General features: G+C 35.9%; 3 protein-coding genes. 1 reads left to right on the top strand and 2 read right to left on the bottom strand.

All coding sequences use genetic code 11. From position 1 onward, the window contains the following. Positions 1-130: 130 nt before the first annotated feature. Positions 131-769, bottom strand: coding sequence for a DUF4272 domain-containing protein (locus AC1DDX_RS27070; RefSeq protein ID WP_337717754.1), 639 nt, complete (start codon positions 767-769; stop codon positions 131-133). Between the two features lie 110 nt (positions 770-879). Here AC1DDX_RS27070 and AC1DDX_RS27075 point away from each other — a divergent pair, with 110 nt between their 5' ends. Beyond that, positions 880-1287, top strand: coding sequence for a hypothetical protein (locus tag AC1DDX_RS27075; RefSeq protein ID WP_337717752.1), 408 nt, complete (start codon positions 880-882; stop codon positions 1285-1287). A gap of 16 nt (positions 1288-1303) precedes the next feature. On the opposite strand, the gene AC1DDX_RS27080 is transcribed toward AC1DDX_RS27075, so the two are convergent. After that, on the bottom strand, positions 1304-1809 hold a 506-nt coding region (locus AC1DDX_RS27080), incomplete at its 5' end, for an RICIN domain-containing protein (protein WP_172662530.1).

The raw sequence follows: 1809 nt of genomic DNA on the forward strand, positions 1-1809 counted from the left end.
GTCATCACCATCTTCAAATAGAGGATCATCATCAAGCATGGACTTCTGAATTTCAACTATCTTCGAGGTTATTATTTTATAAGTATCAAAAACGAGTTTTCGGGTTATTAACTCTATCATTTTTTTGGTTTTAGGTGTCAGTTACCACATCGTCCCAGTCATCGTTGTAATAGGTAAGCCAATTTAATGCATAGTGGCGCTCTTGAATAATTCCAGCATCGAAATTTAAAGCATCCAAATTATTTAATTCGGCGTTTCGCACTGCCCAATGCATTCTATAGGTTAAATCAAGGAGATCAAGTATTTCTGGAATTGGACGTAGCAATGCAGCGTCGATAAATTCTTTGGGATCTGTCATGAGATCAGGTAGCAAACTAAGCCATTCGGATACCTGTGTTTCTTCAACGGGCATTTCCAGTTTGTCAACCTTGCCAATCGCCCATAATAAAGTAAGCATGGCTTCTGACTGCCAAGAAATGTTTATCCGGTCCTGTTCAGTTAATTCGTATTTAAAAAACTGTTTTTCTTTATCTGAGATACTCTTATGAAGATTTTGTTCTTTTAGAAAATCAATAACTTCTTGTTTAGAATCAGGTTCATCAACAACATAATTAAGGTAATCTAAGATTAAGATTCTGCGAGCTACTTCTTGTGCAGTTCTCAACTTAACTTCATGTTCCTCATCAATTAAGGGCAATTGTTCAAGTATTGGAACCCCTAGTGATTTTAATAGCTTTTCTGTTTTGAATTTCCTGTCTAATGCTGTCATGGGTATAGCTTAATTTAAAAGCCTGCCTTTGGATATTGAGGAGTTCTAATATATTGATTTATCCACAAATTGCTATTAGAAAATATCTACTTATCTTTAAGAAAACCAAATTGAATATTCTGGGACAGGTTATTAAGTTAATTAATTATAGTTCCGAAGGCAAATTGCTATACTCTGAATCATTTAAATATGATGAACAGAAAGTATTGTTAAAATTTACCCATACTGTACCTGATTCAACTAATAAGAGCTATCAGGCTATTTATTCTTCAGATGTTAAAGGAAAGCGTTTGAGCGAGCGGGTATATGCACCCAATGGTTACATACTTTATACGAGTAAATTCGCATATGATTCTGAAAATCAGTTAATGGAGGAGGTGAGCTATAATTATAGCGGTGCTTTTGACTTTAAAAAGAACTTCAAATATGTTTATGATAAAACAGGCAACTGGACTTCATTGGTTAACAAGAATAAGACCAGCTCTTACCTTACTATCAGGGAAATTCAGTATAATTAACTCTCTGGTTATTGTTTTACATCGTTGGATTTTGCAGATAAATGCTCCATTGCTGTATTGGTGAATCCTTTTTCTTTGCTAATACAATGGCTGAGTTGGTGCCCCCTTCAGGATCGACAGGGGTAAGGTATAAATCGGTAGCTTTCAATCTGATCAGGTAGATGTCTTTTTTCACTTTAATAAACTCATATTGCTGATTCTTGGCATCTGCAACAAGAGGCTGTTCCTCCATAACCACAGCATCCTTTGCTTCGCCGAGTGGCTGAAAAGTCTTTTTGGTAAACAGATTTTTGAGCTGATAAGTATTTTCCCCGGTATTTTGAAAATCCCAGGTCATGCATTTCCAGTTTTGAGGATCATAGGCAACCAAGGGAGTTCCGTTTTTGCCACTGGCATCCTTAACGCGAAGCAACATTCCTGTTTTAACATTCTTGATGGCGTAAGTGCCTTTTATTTCCTGTGCGTACGATGCACAGGTAAATAGAAATATCAGATAAAAGATAGATGTGATAAGCTTCATAT

It is taken from the genome of Pedobacter sp. 10L46_2 (genome assembly GCF_056395165.1).

Excerpts from the sequence above, each read along its gene's own strand:
- AC1DDX_RS27070 (WP_337717754.1), bottom strand. The coding sequence starts at position 769 with ATGACAGCATTAGACAGGAAATTCAAAACAGAAAAGCTATTAAAATCA.